A 25,317-nucleotide genomic window follows, 5' to 3' on the forward strand; every position below is an offset into this window, starting at 1 on the left:
GGGCAGGATCTTAAGTGCGCGCCTTGGCCACGAGGCTGGAGGTGGACTGGCCCGCCACCAGCGACACCAGCACCAGTTCCCCGCCATTGGCCTGGACCACGTCGGCGCCCACCACCTCGTCCGGCGCATAGTCCGCGCCCTTCACCAGCACGTCCGGCAGCAGGGCGCTGATGGTCTCCAGCGGCGTGTCCTCGTCGAACAGCACCACCAGATCGACGCAGCGCATGGCGCCCATCACCCGCGCCCGTGCCTGCTCGTCCTGAAGCGGGCGAGCCGGGCCCTTCAGCCGCTTGACCGAGGCGTCGCTGTTCAGCGCCACCACCAGCCGGTCGCCATGGCTGGCCGCCTGCTCCAGCAGGCTGACATGGCCGGGGTGCAGCAGATCGAAGCAGCCGTTGGTGAAGACGACGCGGGTGCCGTTGGCCTTCCAGGCGGCGACGATGCGGCAGGCGTCCGCCAGCGACACCAGCGCGCCGGGCTGCTCCACCCGCACCGCGTCGCGTTCCAAGGCGGCGCGCAGCTCGGCGCGGGTCACCACCGCCGTGCCGAGCTTGGCCACGGCGAGCGCGGCGGCGGCATTGGCCATGCCGACGCTGGCCTCCAGCGACTGGCCGCCGGCCAGCCCCACCGCCAGCGCGGCGAGCGCGGTGTCGCCGGCGCCGGAGACGTCGAACACCTCGCGCGCCTCGGCCGGCACATGCAGCACGCGGCCGTTGCGGCGCCACAGGGTCATGCCCTTTTCCGCCCGCGTTACCAGCACGTCGCCGCCGAACTGGCGGCCGGCGGCTTCCGCCGCGCGGGCGGCGTCGGCGTCGCTGTCGTCCGGCAGGCCGGTGGCCTCGGCCAGCTCGCGCCGGTTGGGGGTGACGAGGCTGGCGCCGCGATAGGCCTCGAAGGTGCGGCGCTTGGGATCGACGATCACCGGCACGCCCTTGGCCTTGGCCGCCGCCATCACCGCGGCGATGACCCCGTCGCTGAGCACGCCCTTGGCGTAATCGGACAGCACCACGACGCTGGCCTGGGCGATCGCCGCCCGTGCCGCGGCGATCAGCGCGGTCTCGACCGCGATGCCGCAGGGGCGGGTGACTTCCGCGTCGATGCGCACGATCTGCTGGCGCCCGCTCATCACCCGCGTCTTGGTGATGGTCGGCCGGGCGGCATCCACCACCATCGCGCCAAGCGAAATGCCGGGATGGGCCGCCAGCGCCGCGCGCAGCAGGTCGGCCGGGCCGTCGGCGCCGACGAGGCCCACCAGCACCACCGGCGCGCCGAGCGCGGCGGCATTGGCGGCCACATTGGCTGCGCCGCCGGGCACGATGCGCTCTTCGCCATGCACCAGCACCGGCACCGGCGCCTCGGGCGAGATGCGCGACACCGAGCCGGTGATGTAGCGATCCACCATCACGTCGCCGATGACGGCGATGGTTCCGGGCTGGGTCTCGGCGAGCATCTGGCCCCTTCCCTGCCGCTCAGGCGCCGGCGGCATTGTTGCCGCGCAGATAGCGCGTCACATAGTCCGACACGCCGTCCTCCAGGCTGGTGAAGGGCGTGGCGTAGCCCGCCGCGCGCAGCTTGGCGACATTGGCCTGGGTGAAATACTGATAGGCGCCGCGCAGCGTCTCCGGCATGTCCACATAGTCGATCCGGGGCGCCTGCCCGGCGGCGGCGAACACCGCGCGGGCGAGATCGGCGAAGCTGCGCGCCTGCCCGGTGCCGACATTGAAGATGCCGGAGGCGTCGGGCGTCTCCAGCAGCCAGCGGGCGACGTTCACGCAGTCCTTCACATAGAGGAAGTCGCGCAATTGGCCGCCGTCCGCGTAGCCGGGGTGGTGCGACTTGAACAGGGTGACGGCCTCCCCCTTGGCGGCGGTGGGGTAGATCTTGTGGATCACCGAGCGCATGTCGCCCTTGTGGCCCTCGCCGGGGCCGTAGACGTTGAAGAAGCGCAGGCCCGCCCATTGCGGCGGACGCGGCCGGCCGGCGGCGACATCGGCCACGAAGCGGCGGTCGGCCATCAGCTTCGACCAGCCATAGGCATTGAGCGGGGCGAGGCGGGCGAGCGCGCCCTGCCCCTCGTCGTCGTCGAAGCCCTGGGTGCCGTCGCCATAGGTGGCGCCGGAGGAAGCGTAGATGTAGCGGATGCCCTTGCGCGCGCACTGCTCCCACAGGTCCAGCGTGGGGCGCACGTTGCGGGCGATGATCTTGTCGCCGTCGCGCTCGGTGGTGGCCGAGATGGCGCCCATGTGGATGATGCCGCCGAGCCGCCCGCCCTCGCGTTCCACGAAGCCGGCCACGGCCTCGGGCCGGATCACGTCATCGAGCGCGATGTCGGCGATGTTGCGCCATTTCGGGCCGTCTTCCAGCCAGTCCGCAACCACCACGCGCCGGCCCTCGCCGGCGAAGGCGCGGGCCATGTTGGAGCCGATGAAGCCGGCGCCTCCGGTCACCAGAAGCGTGTCGCGGGTGCCGGGTGCGGATCGGGTCATCTCGTGTGCGGCCTCGTTGCCAAAACGCGCCCCTTATCCATCCCGGCTCACATCTTGTCCATGGCGTCCGCATGGCCGAGGCGCACCAGGCTTACCGCGCGCCAGATGTCGCGGGCGCTGAAATCGGCCAGGCAGGGCGGCCCCTCCACCGTCTCGGGCGCGATGCGGCAGCGCGCGCGCTCGCACGGCGCGCAGCCGCGCATGGACTTCAATTCCACCACCTTGGGGCCGAACAGGCCGGTGAGGCGCGGGTTGGTGGGCCCGTAGAGGCCGACGGTGGGCACGCCCAAGGCTGCGGCCAGATGCCCGAGCCCGGTATCCACGCTGACCACCGCCTCGGCGCCGGCGATCAGCGGGGCGATGCGGTCGAGCGGCAAAGGCGGCATGCGCTCCACCTGCGGCAGGTCGGCGGCGATGGCGGCGGCGCGCGCCTCCTCCGCCGCGCCCTGGGCGAACACCAGCACCCGGCGCCCGGCCCTGCCGGCCCGGACGGCGAGGTCGCGCCAGCGGCCGACGGTCCAGGTCTTGGTCGGCCAGGTGGTGCCGTGCAGGAAGATCCAATAGGGCGCCGCGCCCGGCGCCAGCGGGCCGGGATCGAGCCCGGCCGCCTCCGGCAGGCCGTCCAGGCTGTAGCCCAGCGCGGCGGCGAACAGTTTGCGGATGCGCGCCGCCATGTGCTCGGTCTCGGGCAGATGGTGGCCGGTGGCATAGGTCAGGCTCGCCAGCCCCTCGCGCGCCGTGGCCCGGTCGAAGCCGTGGCGGCGGCCTTTGGCGAACAGGCCCACGGCGGCGCTCTTCATCAGCCCCTGGGCATCGATCACCACGTCATAGGCCTCGGCCCGGAGCGCGGCGCGCACCGCCTGCGCCTCGCCGCCCCGCAGCGCCGCCAGCGGCCGTTTCTTCAGCCGCCGCAGCGGCACCGGAATGGCCCGGCGCACCGCCGGATGCAGCTTCACCAGCGGCACGAAGGCGTCTTCCACCGCCCAGTCCAGGACGAGGCCGGGAACGGCGCGCGCGGCGTCGGTGATGGCGGGAAAGGTGTGCACCACGTCGCCCAGCGACGACAGCTTGACCACCAGCACCTTCATCGGGCGATGCCCCGGCCCGCGCGCCCCGTCATCCCTGCACCGCGATGGCGGCGGCGAGCACCTCCTGCGGTGCGATCGCCTCGAAGCAGGCGAGCGTGCCGAGCGGGCATTCCCGCTTGAAGCAGGGGCGGCAGGGCAGGTCGTGCGAAATGGCCACCGAATGCGGCCCGGTGGGCGGCGTCATCTTCTCGGACGAGGAGCCGTAGAGCACCACCAGCGGCCGGTCGAGCGCGCCGGCCACGTGCATCAGGCCGGAATCGTTGGAGATCACCACGTCGCTGGCGGCCAGCACGCCCGCCGCCTCCACCAGCGAGGTGCGGCCCACCAGATCTTCCACCGGCACGCCGGCCCGGGCCACGATCTCCTGCGCCAGCGGCGCGTCCTTGGGGCCGCCGAGCACGCGAAGCCGGTAGCCGGCGGCATGGGCCTGGGCGGCCAGCAGCGCGAACTTGGCCGCCGGCCAGCGCTTGGCGGGGCCGTATTCGGCGCCGGGGCACAGCGCCATCACCGGCCCCTCCCCCGGCAGCGGGAATTTCTCGCGGATCGCCTGCCGCTCGGCCTCGGGCAGTTCCAGCACCGGACGCCCGGACACCGCCGCCTCGCCAACGGGTGATCCCAAGGCGACGAAGCGGTCGATGGTGCGCGCGGTCTTGCGCTGCGCGTCGGAGCGGGCATCGGTGAGCAGGATGCTGCGGCCTTCGGCGGCATAGCCCACACGCTCGGGAATGCGGGCGGCGAACGGCGGGATGGCGGCCTTGAAGGCACGCGGCAGGATGATGGCCTTGCCGTAGCCCTCCTCGCGCAACTGCCGCCCGGCGCGCCAGCGCGACAGCAGCCCCAGCTCGCCATGGCCGAGGCCGAGGGGAATCGTGCGCCGCACGCCGGGGATGAGGCGGGCGACGGGCAAGGCGGCGGGTGGCGCCATCACATCGATGGGACGGTTGGGATCGCGTGCCCGCAGGCTCGCCACGAGACTTGCCGCCATCACCATGTCGCCCACCCAGGACGGGCCGACGATCAGGATGGGGGAATAGGTTCCGATGGCACGCATGGAGCACTCGCTGGCGCGCTCGGCCGAACATCCGAGCATCGGCCCCGGACGCGGCGGGACCATGCGCCTTGAGGTGGCGCGGAGCCTGGGTCTTCGCAAGCGGCGCCCTGGCCGTCAAGCCGGGGCCGGGGCAAATAAAAAGGGCGCCGCTGCCGGCGCCCTTGGATCCTGGATGCGCGCTGCGGCTCAGGCCGCGGTGCGGAAGGTCTTCTCGACGCCGTTCTTGATCGGCTCGGAGCTCTCGGTGGCGATCTTCTGCGCCAGGGTGGAGAGTTCCTTGGCCTGCTCGGACAGGGTCTCGAACTGGCTGCGCAGGTGGGTCGAGGACAGTTCCACGGCCTCGGCCGGGGTTTTGGCCGACAGCACGGTGGCGAAGAAGTCGAACGCCGTGTTCACGTTCGTGCGCAGGATTTCCAGCGACTTGAGATTGTACTCGGCAACGCCCTTGGTGGCGGTTGCATAGGTGCCTTCGAGCAGGTCGGAGGTCTGCTCGGCAGCTTCCTTCAGCTTCTCGAAATTGCCGCGGTAGCTCTGCACGCCCTTTTCCGCCATTTCGCGGAAGGCGGCCGGCATTTCCCCGGACGAGAAGGCGCTGGTGGCGCTGGCGAACTGGTCCTGAAACGCTTTGAACGGGTCGGACATGGGTTTCCTCGGAGCGCTGGCGTTGAAATTTTGATGAGGTCTCGTGTTTCACGAGGCATCTCAGCCACGCCGCGCACGGACCGCCTGCACCGCAGCTCCCTTATGCGGAGCCGCCTCACCACTGACTTGTCCACAATGTAACGCACTGCAACGAAAAGTGCAAAAAAATTTTGCGCCGCACAAAGCAAAGCCTCAGGCGCGGCGCAATTCTTTGTCAGGCGGCGATCAGCAGGTGCGGTTCAATAGGTGCGGTTGGGATCGAACGTGTTCTCCACGTTCTGCGCCGCCTGCTCGGTGGTCGCCTGCACGTCGCGGCTGGCCGCCTCGCCGGCGGACTTCACGTCGGCGGCGGTGGAGTGGGCTTGCTGCGCCGCCAAAGCGCCGAGCGCCTTCACCCGGTCGGCGAGGGCGCGGGCATGCTCGTCCAGGCTGCGCACCGTGGTCTCGCCCAGCGAGCGCGCGTCGCTGCCGAGCGCCGTGGCCTGCTCCGTCACCGCCTGCATCTGGCGGGAGAGGAACTCGGTCTGCAACGTCAGCACTTCCTGCGGGCTCTTGGCCTGGACCAGCTTGTTGAGGAATTCGAAGCTGGCGTTGAAGTTGGATTCGACCAGGCCGAGCGTCTTCTGGCGCAGGCCGCGCAGGCCCGAGCGCACCTCCTCCAGGCGCCCCTCGGATTCGCCCACCGCCTCGCGGGCAGTGTCGAACAGCGTGTCGAATGCCTGGCGGGCCTGGGCGACGTTCTTTTCCGCAATGGCCCTCAACTCCGCGGGCAACTCCAGATCGGGACCGAATTTCGGCGTCATGCTGGTTACTCCTCGGGCAGGGAGGGCGCTAAAGTTGCCCCCCATTGGGATTTTAGGCCGGTTTGGCCTATGGATCGCAAGATGAAACATTTCGACGACAGCGATGCGATTGGCGCCATGTTAATCTTTGGGCGGCAATTTGGGCGTGCAGAAATTGCGGTCTCACACCCCGATTCCCGCCCCATCGCCAGCTTCAGCCCGTCATGAGGATATGAGCGCGCCCACGCACCGGATGCCGCCTCACCAGGAGGCGCTTTTTGCGCCGTTGCGACGGGAGGATCTTCCGTCGTTCCTGGTGGAATTGGGGGACATGACGGTCGTCGCCGCAACCCCCGCGTGCACCGCCCTCGGCATCGAGGCCGGCGGTTCCGCTCCGCTGGGCGTCAAGATCGTCGCCAAGCGCGTCGGGATGTCGCTGCGCCGCGCCCCGCGCCTGGAACGGGTGCGGCTGCCGTTCAGCCTCATGCCCAAGGCGTTCGCCTGCATCGCCGTGCACGTGCCGGCCGGCCAGGTGGTGCTGTTCGCCGACCCGCTCGCCCTCGCCTCCGGCGCCAATCCCGCCCGCTCGCTGCCCGGCCTCACCCGCCTGCCCGTCGTGACCCAGCCGGCGGCGGCCCGCGCCGAGGGCCGCTCGCTGCGTTTCACCTGGGCCGCCGACGAGGCCGGGCGACTGACCCGGCTGTCGCCGCCGCTGGCCGAGGCGCTCGAAAGCGCCCCCGACCAGTGGCTGGGCCGGGATTTCGACGAGCTGACCGAGGCCGGGCTGCTGGCGGACGGCGCGCCCATGCTGGCGGCGCTGCGCAGCGGCGGCAGCTTCTTCGGGCTCGACCTGCTGTCCGGCGGCCATCCGCCGCGGCGCCTGGAGTTCGGCGGCGTGCCCTTGCTCGATGCCGCCCGGCGGCGGCGCGGCACGCGCGGCTTCGGCCTGCTGTGGGGCGCGGCGGAGGACAAGCCGCAGCGCCCGCCGCCCGCCGGCCTGGAAGCCGCGCCCGAGGAAGCCAAGCCGTTCAATGTCGTGCCGCTGCGCGGCGGCGCCCTGACCGCCCGCGAGCGCTCGGCGTTCCACGAGATCGCCCGCACCCTGACGGAAGCCATCGAGGAATGGCCGAAACCCGCCCTGGCGGCCCCCGCCGAGACGGATGGCGCCACGCCCATGCCCGCGCCCGCCGACGAGGCGCGCCTGCCGCCGGCCGACACGGCGCCCGACGCCGGGCCGATGGGCGCCGACGGCGAGGAGCATCTGCTCGACCGCCTGCCGATCGGCATCGTGGTGCAGCAGGGCGGCGCGACCGTGCGGGCGAACCGCACGCTGCTGGGCTGGCTCGGAGCCCGGGACACCGCCGAGTTCATCGCCTCCGGCGGGCTTGCCCCGCGCCTCGTGCGCGATGCCCGCACCGGCGGCCTGGACCTTGAATCGCTGCATGGCGACCGGCTTCCGGTGGAGGTCCGCCTCGTCTCCTCGCCCTGGAACGGCCGGCCGGCCCTGGTGCATGTGATCCGCCTGTTCGAGGGCGGCGCCAACGGCCATGCGGCCGGGCCGCTCACCCCGCCGGGCGCGGCGCCGGCCGCCGAGGCCGACCCCGGCGCGCGCCAGCGCGAGCGCGCGGCGGCCCGCCAGCAGACGCTGGACCTCATTCCCTTCCCCATCCTGCTGCTCGACCGCAACGGCATGGTGGAGACCGCCAATCTCGCCGCCACCGACTACGCCGGCTTCTCGGCCGAGGAGATGGCGGACGAGCCCTTCACGCTGCTGCTGACGCAGGACAGCCACGTGGAGGCGGTCGCCATGCTGGACCGCGCGGCGGCGGAGGGGGACGGCCCGCAACAGGCCACCCTCACCCTGCGCCACCGCCTCGGCGGCCGGCATCACGTGGACGCGATGCTCGCCGCCACCGGCGACGCGCGGACGCGGTTCTGCCTCATCATGCGCCCGGCGGCGGAGCCGGCGGAACGGCACGCCGCCCCGGCCGCCGATCCGGCGCGGCAGGACGGCCTCGCCCGCCGCCTCTCGCACGACATCCGCGACCCGCTCACGGTGCTGCTGGCCTTCGTGGAGAGCGTGCAGCGCAACGTCTTCGGGCCGGTGGGCAACCGGCGCTACCACCAGCAGGCCGACGCGGCCGCCGCCGGCAAGGCCCTGCTGGAGACGCTGGAGGATCTCGACGAACTGGCGCTGCCGCCCGCGGCGAGCCCGGCTCCGCTGGTGCTGACGCCGGTGATCGAGGCGGCGCTCGCCCATGCGGCCGACGCCGCCCGCCGCCGCCGCATCCTGCTGCGCTCGGCCCTGCCGCAGGACGTCTCCGGCCGCTGCGGCGAGGCGGCGCTGGCGCGCATCCTGCGGCTGCTGCTGGAGGACGCCCTGGCGGCGACCCCGGTGGACGGACAGGTCATCGTCACCCTGGACGAGGACGCGGCGCGCGACGCGGTGATGATCCAGATCCGCGACGGCGGCGCCGCGCTGAGCGAGGAGGAGATCGCCCAGGCGCTCGATCCCGCCGCGCCGGCGCCGGTCTCCGACCGCTTCTCCCGCGCCGGCCGGCCGTTCCGCATGGCCCGCCTCGCCGCCCTCGCCCGCGCCCAGGGCGCCGTGTTCACGCTGAAGCGCGGCGTCGACGTGGGCATGCTGGCGCAGATCGTCCTGCCCCGCTGATCACGCCGCGCTCCGGGCCGGCCCGCACGGCCGCTCAACGGATGCCGCCAGTGTATTGAGCGACGTCAAACGCGCAGCACAATAGAACAGATAAAAAGAGCGGTGTTTTCTGCAAAAACGCCGGTTCCGGCACCATATGGGAAGCACATGCCATTGACGCCGGTGGGCAGCATCTGCGAAAAATGTACAGTAATCGGCTTTTTAGAAGCGATCTAATCTAGCGATCACCGGGTCGTGTCATGATTGTCTGCTCGTGCAACGTCTTCTCCGACACCCAGGTCCGCGATGCCTGCGCATCGACGGCGGGCGTGACGTCGCCGGGCCAGGTCTATCGCTGCCTCGGATGCTCGCCCCAATGCGGCCGATGCGCCCGCACCATCCGCGCCATACTGGACGAGGTGCAGGCGCATTCCTGCGCGGAATGCCCCACCGTCTGCCCCGCCGCCAGCCTCTCCACCCGCATGCTCGCCGCCGAATAGCGGCCCCTCCCCCCTGTGGAACGCCCCGCCGCCCAAGGGACTTCCTCAGCGTCAAGCCGTTGCGACTAGTTTGGAACTAGTCTAATTATCTTTCCAGGTTTTGTGCATGGCGGCGTTTGGCTGCCCCAGGGAGACCCACATGAAGGGCGATCAGAAGGTCATCGAGTATCTGAACCGCGGCCTGCGGTCGGAGCTCACCGCGATCAACCAGTACTGGCTGCACTACCGCATGCTGGACAACTGGGGCTACAAGGACCTCGCCAAGAAGTGGCGCGCCGAATCCATCGAGGAGATGGTGCACGCCGACAAGTTCGTCGACCGCATCCTGTTCCTCGACGGCTTCCCGAACCTCCAGGTGCTGGACCCGCTGCGCATCGGCCAGGACGTGAAGGAAATTCTCGAAGCGGATCTCGCCGCCGAGCAGGAGGCCCGCGCGCTCTACCAGGAAGCCGCCGCCTATTGCCACTCGGTGAAGGACTTCCCGAGCCGCGACCTGTTCGAGGAACTGATGACCGACGAGGAAGGCCATATCGACTTCCTTGAGACCCAGCTCGACCTCGTGGACAAGCTCGGCCTCCAGCTCTACGCCCAGCACCATATCGGCGAACTGGACGAGCACTGATCCCGTCCGCGGTTCCCAATCGCTGCGAAGGCCCGGCACCGCCGGGCCTTTTGCGTTCCAGAGCCCGGAACGCGCTGTTTGGACTTGTTCCAACATATTGAGATCACAGCCTCTTTCGTTGACGCTCCGGCCGGCTCTCGCTACGGCACCAGACATGCCGGACACGCGGCAGGTGGGACAACGTGAAGGGGAGGCAGGACATGCCGCGTTCTCTGGGCCAGCGGGTGAGCCGATCGCTGCTTCTGGCGGCCTGCGCCGCGACGCTTCTGGCGGGCGGCGCGTCCGCCCAGCAGGTGGTGAACGTCTACACCACCCGTGAGCCGGCCCTGGCCGCGCCTTTGTTCGAGGCCTTCACCAAGGCCACCGGCATCGCCGTCAACAGCGTGTTCGTGAAGGACGGCCTGGCCGAGCGCGTGAAGGCGGAAGGCGCCGCCTCCCCCGCCGACCTGCTGATGACCGTGGACGTGGGCAACCTGCTCGACGTGGTCGATGCCGGCGTCACCCAGCCGGTGGACAGCCCGGTGCTGTCCGCCGCCATTCCGGCCAACCTGCGCGACCCCGCCGGCAACTGGTTCGCCCTCTCCATGCGCGCCCGCCTGGTCTATGAGGCCAAGGACCTGCCGAAGCCGGCCAGCTTCACCTATGAGGAACTGGCCGATCCCAAGTGGAAGGGCAAGGTCTGCATCCGCTCGGGCCAGCATCCCTACAATATCGGCCTGACCGCCGCCTATATTGTCCACTATGGCGAAGCCAAGACCGAAGCCTGGCTGCGCGGCCTGAAGTCCAATCTCGCCCGCAAGGCCACCGGCGGCGACCGCGAGGGCGCCCGCGACATCCTCGGCGGCATCTGCGACGTGGCGGTGGGCAATTCCTATTATGTCGGCCTCATGCGCTCCGGCGCCGGCGGCCCCGAGCAGAAGAAGTGGGGCGAGGCCATCAACGTGGTGCTGCCCACCTTCGAGGGCGGCGGCACCCATGTGAACGTCTCCGGCGCCGCCGTGGCCCGCAACGCGCCCAACAAGGCCAATGCGGTCAAGCTGCTGGAATTCGCCGTCTCGCCGCAGATGCAGGCGGTCTACGCCAAGCAGAACATGGAATATCCGGTGCTCGCCGGGGCCGAGATCGATCCCATCATCGCCGAACTGGGGCCGCTCAAGGTGGATCCGGTCTCGCTGGTGGACATCGCCAAGGCCCGCAAGAAGGCCAGCGAGCTGATGGACAAGGTCGGCTTCGACAACTGAGCCGGCACAACCGAGCCCGCGCGTGACAGACTTTGCCCTGAGGCCCACGCACAGCCGCCGCGCCCGCTGGCTCCCCCGGCGCGGCGGGCTGCTGCTCGCCGTCTCGGGCGCCGTCGCGCTGCTGGTGCTGCTGCCTGTCCTGGCCTTGGGGGAGATCTCCGCCCAGGGCTCGGGCGACCTGTGGCCGCACCTGATCGAGAACGTGCTGCCGGTGGCCCTCCAGCAGACCCTCGCCCTGCTGCTGGGGGTCGGGCTCGTCACCACGCTCATCGCCGTGCCCTGCGCCTGGCTGGTGGCCACCTGCAGCTTTCCCGGCCGCGGCCTGTTCGAATGGGCGCTGCTGCTGCCGCTGGCAGTGCCGAGCTACATCGTCGCCTATTGCTATCTCGACGTGCTGCATCCGCTCGGCCCGGTGCAGGGCGCGCTGCGCTTCCTGCTCGGCATCTCCAGCCCGCGCGGCCTGCACCTGCCGGACCTGCGCTCCACCGGCGGCTGCATCTTCGTGCTCAGCGTGGTGCTCTATCCTTACGTCTACCTCTCCGCCCGGGCGAGCTTCCTGGTGCAGTCGGCGGCGGCGCTGGAGGTGGCGCGCACGCTCGGCGCCGGTCGGCTGCGCACCTTCGTGCGCATCGCCATGCCGCTGGCCCGGCCGGCCATCGTCGCCGGGGTCACGCTGGCGCTGCTGGAGACGCTGGGCGATATCGGCGCCTCCGAATTCCTCGGCATGCGCACCCTCACCGTTTCCATCTACACCACCTGGGTGAACCGCTCGAACCTGCCCGGCGCGGCGCAGATCGCCCTGGTCATGCTGGCGCTGGTGCTCGTCCTCATCGTGGCGGAACGCGCCGCCCGGCGCAGCCGGCGCTACGTGGCCACCGGCTCGGCGCGGCCGCAGGCGCCCGCCCGCCTCACCGGCCCGGCGGCGCTGGGGGCCGTCGTGCTGTGCGCCGTCCCGGTGCTGCTGGGCTTCGGCGTGCCGCTGCTCCATCTTCTCAACGCCGCCATCCAGCGCATTGAATTCTCAGGCATTTCGCTCGGCATCCTGCGCGAGGCGCGCAACAGCGCCGCGCTCGCGCTGGCCGGAACGGCGGTCGCCCTCGGCCTCGGGCTGGCGGTGGCGGTGGCCCAGAGGCTCGACCGCAGCCGGCTCGGTACCGCCTTCGCCCGGATCGCCAGCCTCGGCTATGCGGTGCCCGGCACCGTGCTGGCCATTGGCCTCCTGACCCCGCTCGCCGCCTTCGACAATGTGGTGGACCAGTTCGCCCGGCAGTTCGCCGGCCTCTCCACCGGGCTGCTGATCTCAGGCTCCGGCGGCGCGCTGGTGATCGCCTATGCCATCCGCTTCCTCACCATCCCCATCGGCGGGGTGGAGGCGGGCTATGCCAAGATGTCGGCCCATCTGGACATGGCGGCGCGCAATCTCGGTTGCACGCGCCCGGCCATGGTGCAGCGCATCCACCTGCCGCTGCTGCGGCCGGCGCTGGCCACCGCCGCGCTGATCGTGTTCGTGGACGGCATGAAGGAACTGCCCGCCACCCTGCTGCTGCGGCCGCTGGGGGTGGAGACGCTGTCCACGCACATCTATGCGGAGGCGGCGCGCAGCACCTATGAGGACGGGGCCCTGGCCGCGCTGCTCATCGTGCTGGTGGGCCTGCTGCCGGTGATCCTGCTGGCCCGTGTGTCACGGATCGCCACGCGCCCGGCCGGCTCCCGCGGCTCTCCCGGCGGCGGATCGGCCGTCAGCGACTGATCCGGCTGCGCCGCCGGTCGCGGACGACCGGCGGCCCGTGGTCCGGCGATCGGCTCAGTCCTGGAGCACCGGCAGTTCGCGATACTGGTCCAGCGCTTCCGGGTTGGAGAGCGCCTCGGTATTCTTCACCGGGCGGCCGTGCACCACGTCGCGCACCGCCAGCTCGGTGATCTTGCCGGAGCGGGTGCGGGGAATGTCCGTCACCTGCACCACCTTGGCCGGCACGTGGCGCGGGCTGGCGCCGGTGCGGATTTGCGCCTTGATGCGCTTGGTCAGGTCCTCGTCCAGCGTCGTGCCCTCGCGCAGCCGCACGAACAGCACCACGCGCACGTCATTGTCCCAGTCCTGGCCGATGGCCACCGATTCCATCACCTCGGCGATCTGCTCCACCTGGGCGTAGATCTCCGCCGTGCCGATGCGCACGCCCTGCGGGTTCAGGGTGGCGTCGGAGCGGCCGAGGATGACGAGGCCGCCGTGCTCGGTCCACATGGCGAAGTCGCCATGGCACCACACGTTGGGGAAGCGCTCGAAATAGGCCGCGTGGTACTTGGCGCCCTCGGGGTCGTTCCAGAACATCACCGGCATGGACGGGAACGGCTTGACGCAGACCAGTTCGCCGCGCTCCAGCCGGATCGGCTTGCCCTCCTCCGACCACACGTCCATCGCCATGCCGAGGCCCGGCGCCTGGATCTCGCCCTTCCACACCGGCGCGGTGGGATCGCCCAGCACGAAGCAGGAGACGATGTCCGTGCCGCCCGAGATGGAGGCGAGGTGCACGTCCGGCTTGATGGAGGAATAGACGTATTCGAACGATTCCGGCGCCAGCGGCGAGCCGGTGGAGGTGATCAGCCGCAGCGCCGAGAGGTCGTGCGTGTCCACCGGCCTCAGGCCCTCCTTATGGAGGGAATCGATATATTTGGCAGAGGTGCCGAACACCGTGAAGCGTTCCTTCTCGGCATAGTCGAACAGCACCTTGGGGCTGGGCGCGAAGGGCGAGCCGTCGAACAGGAACAGGGTGAGCTCGCTGGCGAGGCCCGACACCAGCCAGTTCCACATCATCCAGCCGCAGGTGGTGAAGTAGAACAGCCTGTCGCCGGCGGAGAGATCGCACTGGTAACGATGCTCCTTCAGGTGCTGGAGCAGCGTGCCGCCCGCGCCATGGACGATGCACTTCGGCACGCCCGTGGTGCCGGAGGAGAACAGGATATAGATCGGGTGGTTGAACGGCAGCCGCTCGAACGTGACCTCCTTCGCCGTGAACGGCGCCAGGAAGGCCGGGAGCGCGACGCCCCGGCCGAGTTTTTCCGCCACGGCGTCCGCCTCGCCCAGATACGGCACCACCACCAGTTTCGAGGGCGTGGTCAGGTGCTGGGCGATCTCGCGGAGCTTGTCGGCGATGGAGACCTTCTTGCCGTTGTACCAATAGCCGTCGCAGGCGAAGAACACCTTCGGCTCGATCTGGCCGAAGCGGTCCAGCACGCCGCGCTCGCCGAAGTCCGGCGAGCAGGAGGAGAAGATGGCGCCGAGCGAGGTCGCCGCCAGCATGATGGCGATGGTCTCGGGCATGTTCGGCATCATCGCCGCCACCCGGTCGCCCACGCCCACGCCCTCGGCCTTCAGCGCCTGCTGGAGGCGCGAGACCAAAGCATGGAGATCGTCATAGGACAGGCGGGTCTCCAGCTTGTCCTCGCCGCGGAACACCAGCGCCTCTTGCGGACCGCGCTTGCGCAGCAGGTTCTCGGCGAAGTTCAGCCGGGCGTCGGGGAAGAAGCGGGCACCCGGCATCTTGTCGCCGTCCACGAGATGGGTGGTGCCCTTCTCGCCGATGACGGCGCAACTCTCCCAGACCAGATCCCAGAATTCGGCCAGATGGCTCACCGACCAGGCGTGCAGATCGGCATAATTGGCGAGCGTCGTCCCGAATCGGCTATTCACCTCGCCGATCAGCCGCGTTACGTGGCTGCGGGCGATGCGCTCGGCGCTGGGCTGCCATAGCGGGTGAACGGCGGTGTCGGTCATTGCTTCCTCCCGTGGAGCGCCTCTCCCCTCAGGCCTGAGTCGCAAGCCGGACGGTAAAGCGGTCTCTATCATACCGTTAGAGACGAATTCACCGTCCGGACCTTGTCAATCCAGGCGGACCCGTCTCTCCACCGGCGGCCGCCCGAGGCGGCCTTCCGGCGGACGCTGAAACTAGCCCTGTTGCCGACCCGTGTCATAGCCCTTCACCCGTTTCCTGTCAGGCTTTGGACAGCCATGAAAGCGACACAGACCCCGCCGATTGTCGCGGCGACCTCGGGCAGGGCCAACGCAGGCGTCGCGTTCCGCGACCGCGGCGCTCGAGCCCTCCCGCCAACAGGATTGTTCGGACCGACGTGGTGATCCTTCGCCCCACCGCACGGCGCCTCGCGCTCGCGGCAGCCGCCTCCGCCGGCGCCCTCGCTGGGCTGTGCCTGATCGCGCTCGCGGTCGCGCCGGCGCTGGTGCCGCAGGGCGAGGTGCGCCGTGCCGCCACGGACGCGCTGGCCCTCAGTTCCGGGCGCGAGGTCCGCATCGTCGGCGACAGCCGGTTCTCGCTCCTGCCCTACCCGCGCATCCTGCTCGATCGCGTCGAGCTCGCCATGCCGGGCAGCGCCGCGCTGGACGCCGAGCGCATCACCGCCCGGCTGCGGCTGCTGCCGCTGCTGGTCGGCCGCGCCGACGTGGCGAGCGTGACGCTGGAGCGGCCGATCCTCACCGTGTCCGGGCCGGTGGCGGTGCCGCACCTGTCGCTCGCCCCGTTCATTAGCGCGCCGGGGACGCCGGCGCTGCGCATCCAGAACGGCACCATCGCCTGGCGCGACGGGACCGGCCTGACGCAGGAACTGGTCAGCGGCATCGATGCCCGGCTGGACCATGCCTCCGGCGGCAAGGGGATCAGCGCCTCGGCCGATTTCACCTGGCGGGAGACCGCCGCCAGCGGCCGCCTCGTCATCGCCGATGCCCAGGCCTTTCTCAACGGCATGGACAGCGACACCCGGCTCGACCTCTCCTCCGGCGGCTCGTTCGTGAAGTTCCGTGGCTCCGCCGCCTCGGGGCCGAGCCCGGTGGCCGAGGGCGACCTGTCGCTGGAGACCCCGGACCTGCGCGGCCTCATGGACTGGGTCCGCCAGCCCACCCCCACCACCGGCGGCTTCGGCCGCTTCTCCTTCGGCGCCCATCTCTCCGCCCATGCCAAGGAGATCGCCCTCACCCCCGCATATGTGGAGATGGACGGCAATCGCAGCGAGGGCGGGCTGACGGTGAAGCTCGACGGCGCCCGCCCGCTGGTGGAGGGCACCTTCGCCGCCGACGCGCTGAACATCACCCCCTACGGCCGGCTGTCGCTGACCGCCAGCGGCGGGCACGACTGGGACCACAAGCGCCTCGACGTCTCGCCGCTGCGCAAGGCGGACCTCGACCTGCGCCTGTCCGCCACCAGCATCCGCGCCGACGAAAGCGTGTTCGAGCGGGTGGCCAGCACCGTGGTGCTGCGCGGCGGCCGGCTCGACATGTCCATCGGCGAGGCGGCGGCCTGGGGCGGCCTGCTGCGCGCCTCCCTGACCCTGATGCCGGCGGAGCACGCGGCGGACGGCTTCCTCATGCGCATGGAGATGGAGGGCACCGACGTCGCCCTCGACCGCGCGCTGTCGGACATCGCCGACGTGCGCCGGCTCGACGGCACCGGTACCATCCAGGCCAGCCTCGCCGGCCAGGGCAGCAGCATCTACGGCCTCGCCCAGTCGCTGAGCGGCGACGTGGCGGTCACCGGCACCGGCGGCGCCATCGTCGGGCTCGATGTCGCGCAGGCGCTGCGGCACATCGAGCAGCGCCCCCTGTCCGGCGGCGGCGACCTGCGCGGCGGGCGCACCGCCTTCACCACGCTGAAGGCCAAGGCGCGCATCGACAACGGCATCGCCGTCATCGACGGCGCCAATGTGGAAGGCAAGCAGGTCAAGCTCACCCTCGGCGGCTCGGTCTCGGTGGTCCACCGCGACCTCGACCTCAAGGGCGAGGCGAGCCTCGTGCCGGCCAACGCCGCCGCCCAGGCCGCGCCCTTCGCCCTGCCCTTCATCGTCCAGGGGGCGTGGGACAATGCCTATGTCATGCCCGACGCCCAGAGCCTGATCCGCCGTTCCGGCGCGGCGCAGCCGCTGCTGGAGGCGGTGCGCAGCCGCGGCGGCGATGCCGCCGTGCGCTCGGTGATCGAGCAGATCGCCAAGCCGAGCCCGCTGCTGCCGGCCAATCCCATCGTCCCCACCGGCTCCAAGGCCAACTGACGCCACGCGGCGCCGGGATGAAGCAAAGCCGCCGCAGGGTGCTGCGGCGGCTTTCGTGCGTCGGCGGAGGACCCGGCGGGAGCGCTCACCAGTGATAGGCGAGCGTCCCGAGCACGGTGCGGCCGGTGCCCACGAAGCACTGGTTCGCGGAGGCGCAGGCGGAGACGTAATACTTGTCGGTCAGGTTGGTGGCGGTGACCGAGGCGCGCCAGCCGTCGCCCTTGCCCGGCGTGCCGCCGAAGTCGTAATGCACCGCCGCGTCGAACAGCACCCGCTCGGGCACCACCATGGCCGCCGTATTGGTCTGGTCGCCATAGGTCTCGCCCACATAGCGCGCGCCGCCGCCCAGTGTCACGCCCTTGGCCCAGCCGTTGACCCAGGTGTAGTCGAGCCAGGCCGAGGCGGCATTCTGCGGCACGCCGACCGGAACCTTGCCCTGCACGCCGCTGACGTTGCTCTTGGTCACTTCCGCGTCGGTGTAGGCATAAGCCAGGGTCAGGTTCATCTTGGGCAGGATCTCGGCCTTGCCGGACACCTCGATGCCGCGCGAATTGATCTCGCCGGTCTGGGTCTGGCAGGTGGCGGCGCTGCACAGCGTGACCGCCGTATTGGTGCTGGTGTGCTGGGTGTCGGTGGTCAGCACGTTCTGCTGGGTGATGTCGAAATAGGACACCGTGAACAGCCCGTTGAACAGGGTCGGCTGGTACTTCACGCCGGCCTCGAACGACTGGCCGGTGGTGGGCAGGAACGGCGTGCCGCCATAGCCCGTGCCCATGGCCGGATCGAACGAGGTAGCATAGCTCACGTAGGGCGCGATGCCGTTCCTGAACTGGTAGAGCAGCCCGGCGCGATAGGTGAAGGCGCTGTCGTCATTGGTGAAGCTGGTCTGGGTCCGGCTGGTGAGCGCCGTGGTGGTGGTCTCCGAGTGCACATAGTCCTCGCGCACCCCCAGCAGCGCATGCCAGTCGCCGTAATTGATCTGGTCCTGCGCGTAGCCGCCCACCTGCATGCGCGAGGCGTCCTGCTGGGTGTTGAGGCTGGGCGAGGCCACCACCGACCACACCGGCGCCTGCACGTTCACATAGGAGGTCGCCCCGGTGCCGTAGAGCGAGGAGGCGTCGTAGCGTTGCAGGTCCGCGCCCAGCAGCAGCTTGTGGTCGAGCGGGCCGGTGGAGAATTTGGCGATCGCCTGATTGTCCAGCGCGCCGCCGCTCACGCTCTCCACATAGCGCGACGCCGAGAGGGCGAGGCAGCGGTAGGAATAGCCGCCGCAGGCGGACGCCGCCGCCCAGGCGCTGCCGCTGGCCGGTACCGAGAGTGCCTCGAAATCGGTGTCCAGCCAGATGTAGCGGAAGTTCTGCCGCACCGTCCAAACGTTGTCGATGCTGTGCTCGAACTGGTAGGCCAGCGTCGTCTGCTCGCGGGTGAAGCCGCCGAAGGACGGGTTGTTGGCGTAGAAGTCGCGCGGGATCTGGCCGCTGGGATTGACCTGGAGCGTGCCGAGCGCCGGCAGCCACATGGAATAATAGCTCGACGGGTCGTTCTCATAGGTGAGCTGGACCCGCAGCCTGGTGCTCTCGTTCGGCTGCCAGGCGATCATCGGCGCCACCACCACGCGCTTGCTGTCCGGCGCGTCCACGTCCGTGCCGTCCAGCCGGCCGACGCCGACGAAGCGGTAGAGCAGCGAGCCGTCCGCGTTCAGGCGGCCGTTCAGGTCCACCCCGGTCTCCGCCGTGCCGTGATTGCCGATGGTGGCGAACACCTCGTTCTTGGCGGCGATGTCCGGCCACTTGCTGATGATGTCGATGGCCCCGCCCGGGCTGCCCTGGCCATAGACCGAGGACACCGGCCCGCGCGCCACGTCGATGCGCTCCAGCAGATAGGGATCGAGGCCCGGCACCGCATAGTTCAGGCCCTTGAAGATGCGCAGCCCGTCCCAATACTGGATATAGTTGGCATTGCCGCCGAAGCCGCCGAAGCCGCGGATGAACACGGTGTCGTAGCGGTTGCCGGGGCGCGCGTCGGAGACGACGCCGACCTCGTAATGCAGCGCCTCCTGCACCGTCTGGGCGCCCTGGTTGTCCATCTGCTCGCGGGTGACGACGGAGACCGCGAGCGGCGTCTGGGCCAGCGGCGCCTCGGTCTTGGTGCCGGCCCGCGCCTGGCGCGCCACGAAGCCCTGGTCGGCCGGGCTGCCGTCGGCGTTCACGTCCACGGTATCGAGCGGGATGCTGCCCTCCGTGCTGGGCTTGGCCGCCGTCTCCGCGCGGGCCGGAGCCCCGAGGGAGAGGAACGCAAGGGCGATGATCGAACTGGAAAGGCAGGTTGAGGCGCGCACCGGGACACCCGTTCGTGAGGGATCGACGGAGGCATTTCCACCAATGTCCGCCGGAGTGTCCGAGCAATAAGAGAGTCAATCTCTCCCTACAACGAAACCGACTTTCGCGATCCGGTATTGGTTTTTTGGATTAGATCATAACTTTTCGAAAGAAAACTCAGCGTAGCTCGCGCGGCGAGAAGCCGAAGCGCTTGCGGAATACGGTGGCGAAATGCGCCGGGCCGTAGCCGACGCGATAGGCGACTTCGGAAACGCTGATTTCGCCGGAGGCGAGCATCTGGTGCGCCCGTTGCAACCGATGCTCCAGGATGAACGCATAGACGGTCAGGCCGAACAATTGCCGGAAGCCGGTATTCAGCTTGCGCTCGTTCAGCCCCACGCGCGCGGCGAGCGCGGCAAGGCTCGGCGGCGAACTGTATTCCTCGATCAGGATGGCCCGCGCCGCGCGGATCTGCTCGGCCTCGGCGATGGAGCGCGCGGGCCGGGGCCGCGTCACCCCCGGCATGTGCTGCTCCAGCGCTGCGGCCACCAGTTCGAACGCCTTGCCCATGCGATAGACCGGGCGGGCGAAGCCCTCGATGGGGCTGGTCATCAGCTTGGAGGCGACCCCGCGCACCGCGCGGTCCGGCGTCCGGCTGAGGAAATTGGGATTGGGCATGCCGGCGACGGCCTCGGTGGCCGCGACCAGGTCGGCGAAATCCATGCCGAAGGTTTCCTCGATCAGCGAGGGATCGAGATGGACCATGAGGTAGCAGATGCGGTTGGCGGCCTCGAACACCTGCTCGCGCCGGTGCGCCGCCGCCGCGACGATGAGCGAGACGCTGGGTGTGCGCACCACCACCGGCGGGCGGTCGTCGATGCGGTAGGTCAGGGCGCCGGACAGGGTCAGCGCCACGGTCAACCCCTGCTTCAGCGGCGCGTCCACGCGCCGGGGCTGGTCGAACACCGCTTCGCCCGACGACAGGATCATCCGGCCGCCGAGATAGGTCGTATGGTCCCGTTCGAAGATGGGCGCGCCGGCGCTCAGCATGCCCAGGCCGTCCCAGGCCTCCTCCGCGTTCCCGCTGTCACCCTTCCGGACATCGGCAGACATGTTTTGGAATTCATCCAGACTATACAGGTTCCGCGTCAGCCTCTTACGCTGACCAGGCGGACTTTGGCTTCATTGCACCGCAATGTCCATTGCCTGATATTTTTGTATACTTTCTAAACAGCGGCAAACCCATGCGGGATGAAGGTTCTGCCGCGCGCCGGACGGATGGCGCGCGCCTCCCCCGCAGGCGCGCGCGAACTCCCTCTCCCACACCGTGGGGGAGGGCTGGGGTGGGGGCGCCGCGCCAGCGGCGAGGGCGGGCGGACGCGGCATGCCCGCCCACGCAGGACATCGCCCGGCACTTCCGAAGCTGCGCTTCGGCCCCCACCCTGCCCTCCCCGCACGCGGGAGAGGATTCTGCGTGCGCCAAGCGGATGGGCCGCGCGAGCCCGACGCAAGCTTCCGCCGCACGCCAGTTGTCGCGGCACGCCGGACATGCGTACCTTTCCGGACGGACGCAAGGCAGGGGGACGCCGGCATGCTCGCGCGACTGATGACGAACTGGGTCTATGGCGGCTTCCTTGCCGGCTTCGTCCTGCTGGCGCTGCTGCCGCTGGTGGGCGCCAGCCTGCCGCTGCTGCTGGTGATGCTGCAACTGCCGGTCTACATGCTCCACCAGTATGAGGAGCATGACGACGACCGCTTCCGCCGGTTCGTGAACGAAAACATGGGCGGCGGCCGCAACGTGTTGCCGGTCCCCGCCGTCTTCGTCATCAATATCGGCGGCGTGTGGCTGTTCAACCTCGTGTCCATCTGGCTCGCCGCCACGGTGGACCTCGGGCTCGGCCTCATCGGCATCTACGGCATGCTGGTCAATGGGGTGGTGCATGTGGCGGCCGCCATCGCCGGCCGGCGCTACAATCCGGGGCTGGTGACGGCCATCGTGCTGATGCTGCCCGCCGGCCTCGCCGGGCTCTGGCAGGTCACCGCCAGCGGCCATGGCGGATGGGGATTTCAAGCCATCGGCCTTGCCGCCGCCATTGTCCTGCACATTGCCATCATCGGCTATGTGGTCACCAACAAGCGCCGCCTCTCGGCCTGAGTCCCGGACCCGGAGGCCGACCTCGCCTCAAGGCGCGAAGCGCGCCGCCGTGCCGGGCTCGGCGAACGGGTCGGCATCTTCGCCGCTGCCGGCGGCGGCGCGGCGCGGCCGCGCCTGGTCGGTGCGCAGCCGGGCGAACAGCAGATGGTCCTCCCACAGGCCGTTGATGCACAGATACTGCCGGGCATAGCCCTCGCGCACGAAGCCGAGGCGCTCCAGCAGGCGGATGGACGGCCGGTTGTTGACCATGCAGGCGGCCTCGATCCGCCGCAGGTGCAGCACGTCATAGGCCAGCGGCAGCATGGCGGCGACGCCGGCGCTCATATGGCCGTGCCCGGCATAGCGCTCGCCCATCCAATAGCCCAGGCTCGCCGCCTGGCAGACGCCGCGCCGGATGTTGGACAAGGTGAGCCCGCCCACCAGGGCATGGTCGTAGCTGCGGAACAGGAACAGCGGATAGGCCTCGTCCGCCATCATGTCGCGGGCATAGCGGCGCATGCGGCGGCGATAGGAGGCGCGCGACAGATCGTCGGCGGGCCACACCGGCTCCCAGGGCGTCAGGAAGGCGCGGCTTTCCGCCCTGAGATCCCGCCAGGCCTGATAATCGGCCGCCTGCGGCACGCGCAGGTACACGCCCTCTCCCGCGATCGCAGGGAGCTGGTCCGGCGCGAATACCGACTTGAACAACCACATGATCCGACGCGATCCCCGCCCCTGCCTCCGGTGAGGCCCGAGCGTCCCTATTCTAGAGCCGGATTCGGCCGCACCTCAAATGCCGCAACGCCGTGCCGCAACGCCGTGCCACTGCGGCACGGCGCCGGCGATGCGCCGAACGGCGCACCGAGGCACCCGGCAAGGGCCGGCAAGGCCCCGTCACGGCCGCGCGAGGCGCTCCACCGCGCGGGCCGCCGGGTCCAGCCCGCCGCCGGGGCCGATGGCCGAGAGCGTCGGGCGCCCGCCGGCCACGAGGTCGCGCGCCGCCTGCTGCACCGCCTCCACCGTCACCGCCTCCACCTTGGCGACGATCTCCTCCACCGGGATCACCCGGCCGAAGGCCAGGATCTGCCGGGCGAGCTGGTCGGCGCGCGCGCCGGAACTCTCCAGCGCCGCCAGCAGGCCGACCTTCATCTGCGCCTTGGCGCGGGCAAGCTCGGTCTCGGTGATGGTGTCGCCCGCCGCCAGCACCTGGTCGATGACCACGTTGCTCAATTCGCCCACGTCGCCGGTATCGGTGCCGGCATAGATGGCGAACAGGCCGGTATCCACATAGGACCAGTGGAAGGAATAGATCGAATAGCAGAGCCCGCGTTCTTCCCGCACCTCCTGGAACAGGCGCGAGGACATGCCCCCGCCCAGGATGTTCGAGAGCACCTGGAGGGCGTGATACTGCGGATGCTTGAAGGAACGTCCTTCCAGCCCCAGCACGACATGCACCTGCTCCAGGTCGCGCGGGGTCAGCACCGTGCCGCCGCCGTAGCGGGCGGCGGGCGCCTCGGGCTTGGGCTCGTGGCCGATGCTGCCGAGCCGCTGGGCGGCCTCGGCGACGAGGCGCTCGTGGTCCACGGCGCCGGCGGCGGACACCACCATGCGCGGGCCGCGATAGGTGCGCCCCAGATAGGCGCCGAGGCCCGCCGGATCGAAGCTGCGCACCGTGTCCGGCGTGCCGAGGATGGAGCGGCCCATGGCCTGGTCGGGGAAGGCGCGTTCCTGGAACAGGTCGAACACCAGGTCGTCCGGCGTGTCCATGACCGCGCCGATCTCCTGCACGATCACGTTCTTCTCGCGCGCCAGCTCGTCCGGGGCGAAGGCCGGCTCGGTCAGGATGTCGGACAGGATATCGATGCCCAGGCCGAGGTCCTCGCCCAGCACCCGCACATTGTAGGAGGTCTGCTCCACCGAGGTGGCGGCGTTGATGTCGCCGCCCACCTGCTCGATTTCCTCGGCGATGCGCCGCGCCGAGCGGCGGCGCGTGCCCTTGAAGGCCATGTGCTCCAGGAGATGGGAGATGCCGTGCTCGCTCTCGCCCTCGTCGCGGGCGCCGGCGCCCACCCAGATGCCCAGCGACACCGTGCCGAGATGCGGCATGGCGTCGGAGATGACGGTGATGCCGTTCTCCAGCGTGGTCAGCTTCACGCCGCCGACGATCGTGCTCATGCGGCGGCTCCCGAGGCGATGCGGGCATGCGCGGCGATGAAGCCCTCGATGGCCGACAGGTCGTTGGGCAGCACGGTGACGCGCTCCTTGCGGCCGAACAGGTCCGCCATGTGCGCCGGCAGCGCCGGGCGCTTGCCGGTGGCGGCCTCCACCGCGTCGGGGAACTTGGCCGGATGGGCGGTGGACAGCACCACCTGCGGCACCGCGCGGGCATGCTCGATCTTCTCCGCCACGGCGAGCGCGACGGCGGTGTGCGGGTCGGCGACATAGCCGGCCTCGCGGTAGAGCCGGGCGATGGTGGCGGCGGTGGCCGGCTCGTCGGCCCGGTCGGCGGAGAACTCGCCGGCGATGGCGGCCAGCGCCTCGCGCGGCAAGGTGAAGGCGCCGGACTGGCCGAGCGAGGCCATGAGCTGGCGCACGACGGCGGCGTCGCGGTCCACCGCCTCGAACAGCAGGCGCTCGAAATTGGACGACACCTGGATGTCCATGGACGGCGAAGAGGAGGGCAGCACGCCCTTCACCTCATAGCGCCCGGTCTCCAGGGTGCGGGCGAGGATGTCGTTGACGTTGGTGGCGATGGTCAGGTCCTTGATCGGCAGGCCCATGCGCTTGGCCACCCAGCCGGCGAAGATGTCGCCGAAATTGCCGGTGGGCACCACGAAGGACACCTCGCGGTGCGGCCCGCCCAGCGCCACGGCGGCATAGAAATAATACACCACCTGGGCGACGATGCGGGCCCAGTTGATGGAATTCACCCCCGCCAGCGCCAGCCGGTCGCGGAAGGCGGCGTGGTTGAACATGGCCTTCACATGGGCCTGGCAGTCGTCGAACGTGCCTTCCACCGCGATGGCGTGGACATTGGCCCCGCCCACCGTGGTCATCTGGCGGCGCTGCACCTCGGAGACGCGGTTGTGCGGATAGAGGATGAACACGTCCACCGCGTCGGTGTGGCGGAACGCCTCGATCGCCGCGCTGCCGGTATCGCCCGAGGTGGCGCCGACGATGGTGGCGCGGGCGTTGCGGGCGGCGAGCACATGGTCCATCAGCCGCGCCAGCAATTGCATGGCGACGTCCTTGAACGCCAGGGTGGGGCCGTGGAACAGCTCCAGCAGGAAGCGGTTGGGCGCCACCTGGGTCAGCGGCACGGTGGCCGGGTGGCGGAAGGCCTTGTAGGCGTCGGTGATCATCACATCGAGCGCCGCCCGCGGCAGCGCGTCGCCGACGAACGGCGTGATCACCGCCCGCGCCACGTCCGCATAGGATTTGCCCGCGAGGCCCGCGATCTCCCCAGCCGACAGGGTCGGCCAGGTTTCCGGCACATAGAGCCCGCCGTCGCGGGCCAGCCCGGCCAGGAGCGCATCGGCGAAGGACAGCGGCGGGGCCTCGCCCCGGGTGGAGACGTAACGCAAAGGGACCTCACTCAGGCGCCGGTCGGCGGGATGTTCGCTGCGTGCAGGGTAATCCGGGCGCGCGCCCGACAAAAGACGACGCGGCGGACGAATGCGGCGTCTTATCCCGCAACGGCGCCGGACGCCAGCGACGCCGCGCCCCCCGTTCCGGGCATGGGCGGCGCGGGGGCCATG

The 25,317-nt window shown here is 70.2% G+C and carries 20 protein-coding genes; 8 read left to right on the forward strand and 12 right to left on the reverse strand.

Translation table 11 applies throughout. From position 1 onward, the window contains the following. Positions 1-10: 10 nt before the first annotated feature. The 6 genes from rfaE1 to YU1_RS27220 form a co-directional block, all read right to left on the reverse strand. Entirely contained in the window at positions 11-1,450 is a 1,440-nt protein-coding gene (rfaE1, locus tag YU1_RS0100455) for a D-glycero-beta-D-manno-heptose-7-phosphate kinase (RefSeq protein WP_029002398.1), read from the reverse strand. Between the two features lie 19 nt (positions 1,451-1,469). Then, complete coding sequence (gene rfaD, locus YU1_RS0100460; RefSeq protein ID WP_029002399.1) at positions 1,470-2,486, reverse strand: ADP-glyceromanno-heptose 6-epimerase; 1,017 nt, start codon at positions 2,484-2,486, stop codon at positions 1,470-1,472. A gap of 47 nt (positions 2,487-2,533) precedes the next feature. After that, positions 2,534-3,574, reverse strand: a complete 1,041-nt coding sequence (gene waaC / locus YU1_RS0100465) for a lipopolysaccharide heptosyltransferase I (RefSeq protein WP_029002400.1) — start codon at positions 3,572-3,574, stop codon at positions 2,534-2,536. Between the two features lie 28 nt (positions 3,575-3,602). Beyond that, complete coding sequence (waaF, locus tag YU1_RS0100470; RefSeq protein ID WP_029002401.1) at positions 3,603-4,625, reverse strand: lipopolysaccharide heptosyltransferase II; 1,023 nt, start codon at positions 4,623-4,625, stop codon at positions 3,603-3,605. A 186-nt stretch (positions 4,626-4,811) separates the two neighbouring features. Next, a complete protein-coding gene (locus YU1_RS27215; protein ID WP_035713106.1) occupies positions 4,812-5,267 on the reverse strand; it encodes a phasin in 456 nt (151 codons plus the stop codon). Between the two features lie 239 nt (positions 5,268-5,506). Continuing rightward, positions 5,507-6,070 carry a phasin family protein gene (locus YU1_RS27220; protein ID WP_051356317.1) on the reverse strand — a complete coding sequence of 188 codons (564 nt, stop codon included), beginning with the start codon at positions 6,068-6,070 and terminating at the stop codon, positions 5,507-5,509. Between the two features lie 81 nt (positions 6,071-6,151). Between YU1_RS27220 and YU1_RS34670 the strand changes: the two genes are divergently transcribed. The 6 genes from YU1_RS34670 to YU1_RS27225 all read left to right on the forward strand — a co-directional run bounded on the left by YU1_RS34670 (position 6,152) and on the right by YU1_RS27225 (position 12,812). Then, a complete protein-coding gene (locus tag YU1_RS34670; RefSeq protein ID WP_280790679.1) occupies positions 6,152-6,277 on the forward strand; it encodes a hypothetical protein in 126 nt (41 codons plus the stop codon). 103 nt (positions 6,278-6,380) lie between these two features. Next, complete coding sequence (locus YU1_RS0100485) at positions 6,381-8,720, forward strand: PAS domain-containing protein (protein ID WP_029002402.1); 2,340 nt, start codon at positions 6,381-6,383, stop codon at positions 8,718-8,720. 239 nt (positions 8,721-8,959) lie between these two features. Then, positions 8,960-9,199 carry a (2Fe-2S)-binding protein gene (locus YU1_RS0100490; RefSeq protein WP_029002403.1) on the forward strand — a complete coding sequence of 80 codons (240 nt, stop codon included), beginning with the start codon at positions 8,960-8,962 and terminating at the stop codon, positions 9,197-9,199. Positions 9,200-9,338: 139 nt separating this feature from the next. Further along, positions 9,339-9,821, forward strand: coding sequence for a bacterioferritin (gene bfr / locus YU1_RS0100495; RefSeq protein ID WP_029002404.1), 483 nt, complete (start codon positions 9,339-9,341; stop codon positions 9,819-9,821). Between the two features lie 200 nt (positions 9,822-10,021). Further along, entirely contained in the window at positions 10,022-11,062 is a 1,041-nt protein-coding gene (locus YU1_RS0100500; protein ID WP_035713108.1) for an extracellular solute-binding protein, read from the forward strand. 22 nt (positions 11,063-11,084) lie between these two features. Continuing rightward, the gene (locus YU1_RS27225; RefSeq protein ID WP_035713111.1) at positions 11,085-12,812 is read left to right on the forward strand and encodes an ABC transporter permease; all 1,728 of its coding nucleotides are present in this window, start codon (positions 11,085-11,087) and stop codon (positions 12,810-12,812) included. Positions 12,813-12,866: 54 nt separating this feature from the next. On the opposite strand, the gene YU1_RS0100510 is transcribed toward YU1_RS27225, so the two are convergent. Further along, positions 12,867-14,831: an acetoacetate--CoA ligase gene (locus YU1_RS0100510; RefSeq protein WP_029002406.1), complete on the reverse strand. Its 1,965-nt coding sequence runs from the start codon at positions 14,829-14,831 to the stop codon at positions 12,867-12,869. A gap of 353 nt (positions 14,832-15,184) precedes the next feature. Here YU1_RS0100510 and YU1_RS0100515 point away from each other — a divergent pair, with 353 nt between their 5' ends. Further along, positions 15,185-17,107 (forward strand): AsmA family protein, encoded by a 1,923-nt coding sequence (locus tag YU1_RS0100515; RefSeq protein WP_029002407.1) that lies wholly within the window; start codon positions 15,185-15,187, stop codon positions 17,105-17,107. 85 nt (positions 17,108-17,192) lie between these two features. On the opposite strand, the gene YU1_RS27230 is transcribed toward YU1_RS0100515, so the two are convergent. After that, a complete protein-coding gene (locus tag YU1_RS27230) occupies positions 17,193-19,445 on the reverse strand; it encodes a TonB-dependent siderophore receptor (protein WP_051356318.1) in 2,253 nt (750 codons plus the stop codon). Positions 19,446-19,602: 157 nt separating this feature from the next. Continuing rightward, a complete protein-coding gene (locus tag YU1_RS0100525; RefSeq protein WP_029002408.1) occupies positions 19,603-20,538 on the reverse strand; it encodes a helix-turn-helix transcriptional regulator in 936 nt (311 codons plus the stop codon). Between the two features lie 478 nt (positions 20,539-21,016). On the opposite strand from YU1_RS0100525, the gene YU1_RS27235 reads away from it, so the two are divergent. Beyond that, positions 21,017-21,580 (forward strand): HXXEE domain-containing protein, encoded by a 564-nt coding sequence (locus YU1_RS27235; RefSeq protein WP_035713116.1) that lies wholly within the window; start codon positions 21,017-21,019, stop codon positions 21,578-21,580. A 27-nt stretch (positions 21,581-21,607) separates the two neighbouring features. On the opposite strand, the gene YU1_RS27240 is transcribed toward YU1_RS27235, so the two are convergent. The 3 genes from YU1_RS27240 to thrC all read right to left on the reverse strand — a co-directional run bounded on the left by YU1_RS27240 (position 21,608) and on the right by thrC (position 25,143). After that, entirely contained in the window at positions 21,608-22,273 is a 666-nt protein-coding gene (locus tag YU1_RS27240; RefSeq protein WP_084539557.1) for a GNAT family N-acetyltransferase, read from the reverse strand. Positions 22,274-22,453: 180 nt separating this feature from the next. Further along, on the reverse strand, positions 22,454-23,734 hold the full coding sequence (locus YU1_RS0100540; protein WP_029002409.1) for a M16 family metallopeptidase: 1,281 nt from the start codon (positions 23,732-23,734) through the stop codon (positions 22,454-22,456). After that, complete coding sequence (gene thrC / locus YU1_RS0100545; RefSeq protein ID WP_029002410.1) at positions 23,731-25,143, reverse strand: threonine synthase; 1,413 nt, start codon at positions 25,141-25,143, stop codon at positions 23,731-23,733. Before thrC ends, YU1_RS0100540 begins: the two co-directional genes overlap by 4 nt. Positions 25,144-25,317: the final 174 nt, after the last annotated feature.

The sequence above is a fragment of the Azorhizobium doebereinerae UFLA1-100 genome (genome assembly GCF_000473085.1).
Classification (GTDB): domain Bacteria; phylum Pseudomonadota; class Alphaproteobacteria; order Rhizobiales; family Xanthobacteraceae; genus Azorhizobium; species Azorhizobium doebereinerae.

Excerpts from the sequence above, each read along its gene's own strand:
- rfaD (WP_029002399.1), bottom strand. The coding sequence starts at position 2,486 with ATGACCCGATCCGCACCCGGCACCCGCGACACGCTTCTGGTGACCGGA.
- YU1_RS0100485 (WP_029002402.1), top strand. The coding sequence starts at position 6,381 with ATGACGGTCGTCGCCGCAACCCCCGCGTGCACCGCCCTCGGCATCGAG.
- YU1_RS27235 (WP_035713116.1), top strand. The coding sequence starts at position 21,017 with ATGCTCGCGCGACTGATGACGAACTGGGTCTATGGCGGCTTCCTTGCC.
- YU1_RS27220 (WP_051356317.1), bottom strand. The coding sequence starts at position 6,070 with ATGACGCCGAAATTCGGTCCCGATCTGGAGTTGCCCGCGGAGTTGAGG.
- waaF (WP_029002401.1), bottom strand. The coding sequence starts at position 4,625 with ATGCGTGCCATCGGAACCTATTCCCCCATCCTGATCGTCGGCCCGTCC.
- YU1_RS0100540 (WP_029002409.1), bottom strand. The coding sequence starts at position 23,734 with ATGAGCACGATCGTCGGCGGCGTGAAGCTGACCACGCTGGAGAACGGC.
- YU1_RS0100500 (WP_035713108.1), top strand. The coding sequence starts at position 10,022 with ATGCCGCGTTCTCTGGGCCAGCGGGTGAGCCGATCGCTGCTTCTGGCG.
- YU1_RS27240 (WP_084539557.1), bottom strand. The coding sequence starts at position 22,273 with ATGTGGTTGTTCAAGTCGGTATTCGCGCCGGACCAGCTCCCTGCGATC.
- rfaE1 (WP_029002398.1), bottom strand. The coding sequence starts at position 1,450 with ATGCTCGCCGAGACCCAGCCCGGAACCATCGCCGTCATCGGCGACGTG.
- YU1_RS34670 (WP_280790679.1), top strand. The coding sequence starts at position 6,152 with ATGAAACATTTCGACGACAGCGATGCGATTGGCGCCATGTTAATCTTT.
- bfr (WP_029002404.1), top strand. The coding sequence starts at position 9,339 with ATGAAGGGCGATCAGAAGGTCATCGAGTATCTGAACCGCGGCCTGCGG.
- YU1_RS27215 (WP_035713106.1), bottom strand. The coding sequence starts at position 5,267 with ATGTCCGACCCGTTCAAAGCGTTTCAGGACCAGTTCGCCAGCGCCACC.
- YU1_RS0100510 (WP_029002406.1), bottom strand. The coding sequence starts at position 14,831 with ATGACCGACACCGCCGTTCACCCGCTATGGCAGCCCAGCGCCGAGCGC.
- YU1_RS0100490 (WP_029002403.1), top strand. The coding sequence starts at position 8,960 with ATGATTGTCTGCTCGTGCAACGTCTTCTCCGACACCCAGGTCCGCGAT.
- YU1_RS0100525 (WP_029002408.1), bottom strand. The coding sequence starts at position 20,538 with ATGTCTGCCGATGTCCGGAAGGGTGACAGCGGGAACGCGGAGGAGGCC.
- waaC (WP_029002400.1), bottom strand. The coding sequence starts at position 3,574 with ATGAAGGTGCTGGTGGTCAAGCTGTCGTCGCTGGGCGACGTGGTGCAC.